The sequence below is a fragment of the Aquirufa echingensis genome, assembly GCF_042714525.1.
Classification (GTDB): Bacteria; Bacteroidota; Bacteroidia; order Cytophagales; family Spirosomataceae; genus Aquirufa; species Aquirufa echingensis.
Genome location: NZ_JBBKYA010000005.1, coordinates 249,199 through 256,732 on the forward strand (window position 1 = coordinate 249,199; position 7,534 = coordinate 256,732).

Genomic DNA, 7,534 nt, shown 5'->3' on the forward strand with positions numbered 1-7,534 from the left:
TCTAATTTTGAGGGATATTACCATACAACAACCATACATGTCGATTCGTAACTTATTCATATTCAGCTTCCTTTCATTCGCTTGCTTAACTGTTTCGGCACAAAGCTCCAACAAAAAGCTTCCTATTATTAAAAATGGCGGCTATGTGATTTTTGAAAAAAATGGCCATGGTTTAATTGCAAGCGTTGAAAACCTAGGTAAGCTCGATTTTAATGAAGCGATAAAAGCTTGTGATAGTTTACAGGTGGACGGATTTACCGACTGGCGTCTTCCTACGAAAGAAGAATTCGAATTAATTCACCCCAAATTGAATCTGAAAAAAGTGGGTGGTGGAAGTATATTTCAATCATCTTGGTATTGGACTTCTACGGAGGTCGACAAACAAAATGCTTGGACGCACAACCTCCAAACAGGCCTTCAGGCGTCTTATTTCAAAGACTTCAAATGTTATGTGAAAGCAGTTCGGTCATTTTAACACACCGTATTTCTTCATCTGCAGGTCCATCACGGTAAAATAAATTGGTGGAATCATGGCTAAAATCAACATCCCAGGATATCCCGTAGGCATTTGTGGTGCCCCTTCATGGTGGCGGAGAATTTGATATTTTCGCGATGCAGAATAATGATGATCGCTGTGCCGACTGAGCTCAAACAAAAGTACACGACCTAATAAATGATTGCTGTTCCAAGAATGTTCTGGTTGCACGCGACCATAACGTTCATTTGCATTCAACTGACGCATTAAGCCATAATGTTCGATGTAATTCACGGATTCTAATAGCAAAATTCCAATCAACGCGGCAATTAAAAAAAAAACCAAAGTCGCTATTCCCCAAATCGAATAAATACTTAACAAAAGGCCAAATTGAGCGAAATGAAAGATTAACATTTCATTTTGTAAAGACCAAAAACCTGATTGCTGATTCTTTAAAATCTTATTATTGATTCGCCAGGCGCTAAGATAGGTGCCCGGAATTGTTTGGAAATAAAAAGCAAATACGCTTTGTCGGTACCTAGAAGTACTTGGATCATCTGGAGTACTCACATGGGTATGATGTCCCCGATTATGCTCAATATAAAAGTGCATGTAAAGACTCGTAGAAAGCAAAATTTTGGCCATGCCTTGTTCGATTTTTTTCGAACGATGTCCTAATTCATGGGCTAAATTAATCCCAAAAATCCCTGCCAGTAAACCCGCTGTTAAAATTCGTCCTGCTCGATCTTGAACCGATATCAGAGGGTCAGCTACCTGATTCAAGAAATAAAACAGGGAAACCAGATGTAAGAAAAAGGCCATGTATAAGACGACATCATACATTGGGTTGTTTTGAGCTGCTAGTTCGTCGGCTTCCGACAAATTACCTTCATCCGAAGGAATCAACAATTCCGCGATTGGGATAAAAAGGAAACTAAAGAGGATTGTGGCCCAACACAAGATTCCGACGGACTGATAGGAAATCCAAGCACCGAGAAAAAGGATAAATGGAAGAATATACTTGATGATGCGCATGTTAGCTTCACTTTACTGAAAGTAATACTAATCAATTATATTTTAATTTTCCACTCATTCCTAACATATTCGCGCAATCGGAATACATCTCCTTGACAGGCAGCTTTAGCCTCATAAACATTGATATCAACTAATAATCGATACCAAAAGCCTTGCATAAAATGGAAAATCCAAACTTTAGGATGATCGAGAAAACCCAATTGTAGGAAAAACCGAAAGCAGAAATACAACAAGGAACGAAGACCGAGTGGTAGTTTATTGTATAAATTATTTTTCACTTTTCGTTTTGATGCCGCTTGCTTACCGACTTCTACTCCAGCTAAATCGGTAGTTTCAACAAATGAAAATTCTTGATTTAAGATATCCGCGGCCTCTCGACGGGCATAATTATTATGTTTATTTACCCACCAATGAATAGAATTCAAATTCTCGTCAATCAAATTCTCTTGAAGCCTCAAAATTTTACCTCCTGAAAGTATCATGTGTTCGTCCATCAACCGACTTTCACATAGACCTTGCCCCGATCGCCAAATTCGAAGCAAATGTATCGGATAAAATCCTCCGAAGCGGATCCACTTTCCTTTAAAAAGCACTTTTCGTGTTAACTCTATTCCTGAAACGTCATTGGGAATAGATGTTAATATGCTTTTGAGCTCATTGATTAATTCTGGACTTAAATACTCATCTGCATCAATTCGAATTGTCCAGTCAGTCTTAGCATTTATCTGATTGATACCCCAATTTAACTGGGCTGCATAATTATTTTCCCATGGATTTTGGTAGACTTCAGCGCCTAATCCTTTGGCTATCTCAATGGTTCTGTCAGTTGAAAAAGAATCAATGATACATATTCGATCACAAATTGGAGTTAAGCTCGCAATACAGCGTCCCAAATGCAATTCCTCATTGTAAGTCAATATAATAGCAGTAATTCCTGACATAGCCTGTTGAATTTATGAACTACAAGTTCCTAATTTGTTGCCTATATCGGAATAAAACGCGGGCCAAAAAAAGTGTATCGATCATGGCTTGCTTAACAATTTTAAAGCTGGCTCCTTTGCTAATTCCAGACGTACGCTGTAAATATTTCGATTCTATTTCAATCACGTGAAAGCCTTTCATCATGAATTTGGCACATATTTCGCTTTCAACTAACGAGCTTTCTATTTCCAAATTCATTTCCTTGATTACTTTGCCTTTGTAAATTTTAACCCAATTCACATCTTTCAACTCAAATCCATTTAGCCACAAATTCAACTGCTTGTTTGCTTTAGACAAAGAGTTCCTGAAAAAGCTGTAGGTTGTATTTTCTTTACGGAAAAACGATATGATTGAGTTAGCCGGAACTTCAGCATAAGGCAATAACTCATCCAAATCAAATTGGCCATCTGCAGGAACAGCACAAACATTTTCGTATTGTGCCTCAAAATAACCTGTTCGTAATGCATGGCCAATCCCCATGTTCTTGTCATGGAATACAAGACGTAATTTCGGAAACAATGTGGTAAAATTGCTTGCTAGCTCCCGTGAACCATCTGTGCTACCATCATCTACTAAAAGCACCTCAAAAAATTCGATATTCATTTTTTGAAGAGTCTCCATTGTCTTTTTGACAACTTGCTCTACTGTTCCAACTTCATTGAAACAAAACACAATGACTGACCAAGATTGCTTGCTCATTTATATTGATTTACGATGTCAATAACATGACTAACCTCTTCGTCAGTTAATTCAGCAAACATAGGCAAGGAAACACAATGTGCAGCCAAATATTCAGCATTTGGAAAATCACCAGTTGAATGCCCTAGGTATTTGTATGCATTTTGCAAATGACAAGGAACAGGGTAATGATAACCCACTTGAATGCCATTTTTTGCTAAAAAAGCGGCAAAATTTTCACGGTCAGGCGTAGTCACAACAAATAAATGAAAAACTGAATCCGACCATACCGGCTGATGCTGCATGGTAATCAAAGGATTAACAATTTGACTCAAATATTTCTGAGCAATCTCCTTTCTTCGAGAATTCCAGTTGGCGAGGTACTTCAATTTGATACTCAAAATTGCTCCTTGCAAGCCATCCATTCGATAATTATACCCTATCTCCTCATGGTAATAGCGTTGCTCCATTCCATGATTACGCAAGCGCATGATATGCTTTGCATAAGATTCATCTTGCATGGTTAATCCTCCTGCTTCTCCAAAAGCACCTAAGTTTTTCCCCGGATAAAAACTGAAACATCCAATATCTCCGAAAGTCCCAACTGGCTTACCTTTATAGCGAGCACCTTGCGCTTGTGCCGCATCTTCTACGACAAATAATTGGTGTTTTTCAGCAATGCTGCGAACAGCATCAATATCAAAGGGTTGACCATACAGGTGAACGCCGATAATCGCCTTAGTTTTAGATGTGATTTTTGCCTCAATCTGATTAACATCGATTTCCCAGGTATTGGGGTCATTATCAACGAAAACAGGAATAGCGCCAACATAAGAAATTGCCCAAGCCGTTGCGATGAAGGTGTTCGCTGGCAAAATAACTTCATCGCCTGATTTAATACCTAGCGCCAAAAGCGCCAAATGCAAAGCGGTCGTTCCGTTATTGCATCCTAGCGAAAATTTACTCTCACAAAATGCGGCAAAATCTTTTTCAAAAGCAGCAACATATGGTCCGCCGGAAAAAGCATTTGAGTCAAATACCTCCTCTGTTTTGGCAAGTATTTCCGCTTTAATGGAAAGGTATTGTTTATTAATATCTAAACAAGGAATATTCATTCGACTATTTTTTAATTTGTTTAGCAGGATTTCCTACCACAACTGTATTTGGCGCAACATCTTTTGTTACGACAGATCCTGCACCCACTAAAGCTCCCTCACCAATGGTAACCCCACACAAAATTGTCACACTTGAACCAATTGAAGCGCCTTTTTTAACTAGTGTAGTTTCCAATTTCCAATCATCAGCCGTTTGAATACTTCCATCTTCATTGGTAGCACGAGGATAACGATCATTAACAAATGTTACATTGTGGCCAATAAAAACATTGTCTTCAATTTTAACCCCTTCACAAATAAAAGTGTGACTTGAAATCTTGCAATTTTCACCAATTTCCACGCCACGCTGAATTTCGACAAAAGTACCCACTTTAGAACCAGAACCAATCTTACAGTGGTAAGCATTGACAAAAGCGAATATTTTTACACCTTCGCCCACCTCAACATGATTTAAACACTGAAAATTTTCAGTAGAATTAAGTACCTCCATTATAATTTTATTTCTTTTCCTCCTAATTCAATTGATTTCTGAGCAGCCTCTAAGATTGAAACAACTTCCAATCCGGCCATACCATCTACAAGCGGCTTTCGCTGATGTAGGATAGCTTGAACAAAGTCATTAGCCATCGAAGCCAATGCTTCGTTTTGGGGAATTTTAGGAATAAATATATCCCCTACTCGGTAATCGATAAGCATTTGATGCTTTTCAGATTCTGTATTTGCCTTAAACCCTGTATCGTATATTTTAATTTTTTCAGTAGGCTCCACATCATCATATAAACACATCTTTTTATCTCCTCCGATCAATATTCGTCTAATTTTCAAGGGCGAAATCCAAGAACAAGTAAAATGAGCAATAAAATTGGATGCGTAATTTAACGTTAGATATGCAATATTTTCTAAACCACTCTTCGTGTGCGCTTGCCCAGTACATACAACACTTACAGGCCTTTCTGGTACCAAATAATTCAAAATAGAAATATCATGAGGTGCTAAATCCCAGATAACATTCACGTCAGGTTGAAACAAACCTAAATTAATACGTGTTGAGTCAAAATATTGCAATGCTCCCAACTCACCTAATTCAACACAGGTTTTTATCTTTTGTACAGAACCTGTAAATAGAAAAGTATGATCTACAGCTAACACTAAATTGTGTTTCAAACTTAGCTCAACCAATTCATGAGCCTCCGAAACGGATGCAGTCAATGGTTTTTCAACCAAAACATGCTTTCCAGCCAATAAGGCTTTCTTGGCTAAACTAAAATGCAAAAATACAGGAGTAGCGATGACTACAGCATCTACCGGAGCTTGCGACATGAACGTGTCTACATCGGTAAACACCGTTAACGAATAGTGCACTTTTTGGGCAGCTTGTAATCGTTCAGTACGCGCATCACAAACAGCGGTCACCGTACAATCAGCGGCATTGATAAAATTGCGCAATAAATTTATTCCCCAATAACCATAACCTATTATCCCAACTCGAATCATAATGTAAAAATAGTTTATTTTTTGAGGAACAACATATTTTTAAGGAACCAAAACAATGAACCTACGACCAGAAGCTCTAAGAAATACTCAAGCGCATGCGAGGGTACCATTAAATCAGAAATTGAATGAAAATAAATCATTCCCATTCCCCACCATAATGGGGCCTGTAAAATTACTGCAAAGTTGAATAGGACCAATCCAATCCAAAAAATCGGTTTTTCACTCATTTTACCCCAAAATACTAAAGGCATCAATATAGTATAAGCATAATTAACAACGGAGGATTGTTGACTTACCATCATCCACATATAAACAACTAAAAATAAATGAGGAAGCTGCTCAATCAATTTTTCGGTACGGTTTCGCGCAATATAAAAGCATCCTACAAACAAAATACTTAACAAGCCAACCCAATTTAACCACTTGGGACCTAAAGGGATTAATCCATTTGTCAATGGATGTAAAATAGACCAAATATTAGGTAAACGAGGATCATTCGCCTGTTGAATGGGTGAAAGAAAGTCCCATCCAATATTGAAATATAAAATTATTAACGATGGAATTCCTACGAGCAACAATCCAACCAATACATTTATCCGCTCTTTTAACGCAATCAAAATGACGATAATGAGTAAGACCAATAAAGCCTTGGTAATCAATAGCCCTAACCCTAAAATTACCCCCAACATGAGGTAATTTTTATTTCGTTGGAATACCAAAAGTGCCAACACGACGCCCCCCCACATGAAAATATCCTCTTGTCCACCTAAAACAGATAAAATGAATGAAGCAGGTAATAACAAATAGAGTAATCCCTGAAAAGCAGAAGCATTTCTCAGCTTTATGGTTGCCAATAAAATTCCAAATTCCAATAAAATCATTTGCAAAATGATCGCTTTGGGGCTTTCCCAAAACCATAGCGGCAACACAGTAAAATATGGAAACAATGGCGAATAGGCCGATTCAAAATCTCGATATACCCAGGCTCCTTTCGCTGCCGAAACTGCTGAATCATAAAACATCAATACGTCAGATCTCGCATCGAAGCCTAAGTAAACATAGATAAGTAAAAATGGAAAAAGCCTAAATACCAAAAAGAATGCAACTAAATACAGCTTTGGTGATTTGTTGATTTCAGGTTCAATCCGATCCTTTAAAATCAAAGAAGCAAGCAGCAATAAAGAAAAAAATACCCCCAGAACTAACTTATAAACCAACATAATTTTCTATTTGTACACTAATTTAATGCTTTTAGCAATGAAATAAAAAAGCAAAAAAAAAGCACTTACCAGAATCTGATAAATGCTTTTTAATATCGTGGTCGCGTAGGTTCTAATTCCTAACATCTCCTGCGGCAACACCTCTTTTTGAAGAGGAAATACTTGCAGCAGAACCACTTTTATCAAGCCTTACAGGCAGCGCAAATATGTGTTCCTTATTTTGTTTTACAAAAATGGTCACTGATTTGGTTACAAAATTTGATTGGTCTTAACTCAAGATTGAGCACTTAATGAGCTAGCAATAATTAACTAATTCCAAACAAATCAATGAAACTCTTCAATGACCTATCCCTTCAATTTAACCTTAGGAAGGAACAGAATGCAAATTACAAACTTCAAATCATTTATTGTGACCTGTTACCAAAAAACTGTACGATTTTAAACTAGAGGATTTCGGGTATCAAAACGAAAAAAAAAGTTAATTTGATGCCATGAAAAAGTCAAAATTCACAGAGCCGCAGATCATATTTGCTATA

The 7,534-nt window shown here is 37.4% G+C and carries 8 protein-coding genes; 1 reads left to right on the forward strand and 7 read right to left on the reverse strand.

Going from position 1 to position 7,534, the window contains the following annotated elements; genetic code table 11:
• The first annotated feature begins 37 nt into the window (after positions 1 to 37).
• Positions 38 to 475 carry an Lcl C-terminal domain-containing protein gene (locus SKC38_RS11285; protein WP_377977250.1) on the forward strand — a complete coding sequence of 146 codons (438 nt, stop codon included), beginning with the start codon at positions 38 to 40 and terminating at the stop codon, positions 473 to 475.
• On the opposite strand, the gene SKC38_RS11290 is transcribed toward SKC38_RS11285, so the two are convergent.
• From SKC38_RS11290 to SKC38_RS11320, 7 genes are read right to left on the reverse strand one after another with little or no spacing between them, the layout of a single operon-like run.
• Positions 467 to 1,510: an alkane 1-monooxygenase gene (locus tag SKC38_RS11290; RefSeq protein ID WP_377977251.1), complete on the reverse strand. Its 1,044-nt coding sequence runs from the start codon at positions 1,508 to 1,510 to the stop codon at positions 467 to 469. The genes SKC38_RS11285 and SKC38_RS11290 overlap by 9 nt on opposite strands.
• A gap of 35 nt (positions 1,511 to 1,545) precedes the next feature.
• A complete protein-coding gene (locus tag SKC38_RS11295) occupies positions 1,546 to 2,451 on the reverse strand; it encodes a glycosyltransferase family 2 protein (protein WP_377977252.1) in 906 nt (301 codons plus the stop codon).
• Positions 2,452 to 2,470: 19 nt separating this feature from the next.
• A complete protein-coding gene (locus SKC38_RS11300; RefSeq protein ID WP_377977253.1) occupies positions 2,471 to 3,190 on the reverse strand; it encodes a glycosyltransferase family 2 protein in 720 nt (239 codons plus the stop codon).
• Entirely contained in the window at positions 3,187 to 4,284 is a 1,098-nt protein-coding gene (locus SKC38_RS11305) for a DegT/DnrJ/EryC1/StrS family aminotransferase (RefSeq protein ID WP_377977254.1), read from the reverse strand. Before SKC38_RS11305 ends, SKC38_RS11300 begins: the two co-directional genes overlap by 4 nt.
• Before the next feature lie 4 nt (positions 4,285 to 4,288).
• A complete protein-coding gene (locus SKC38_RS11310) occupies positions 4,289 to 4,774 on the reverse strand; it encodes an acyltransferase (protein WP_377977255.1) in 486 nt (161 codons plus the stop codon).
• Entirely contained in the window at positions 4,774 to 5,778 is a 1,005-nt protein-coding gene (locus SKC38_RS11315; RefSeq protein WP_377977256.1) for a Gfo/Idh/MocA family protein, read from the reverse strand. The genes SKC38_RS11310 and SKC38_RS11315 overlap by 1 nt, the downstream gene beginning before the upstream one ends.
• 14 nt (positions 5,779 to 5,792) lie before the next feature.
• Positions 5,793 to 6,998, reverse strand: a complete 1,206-nt coding sequence (locus SKC38_RS11320; RefSeq protein WP_377977257.1) for a hypothetical protein — start codon at positions 6,996 to 6,998, stop codon at positions 5,793 to 5,795.
• Between the last annotated feature and the right edge of the window lie 536 nt (positions 6,999 to 7,534).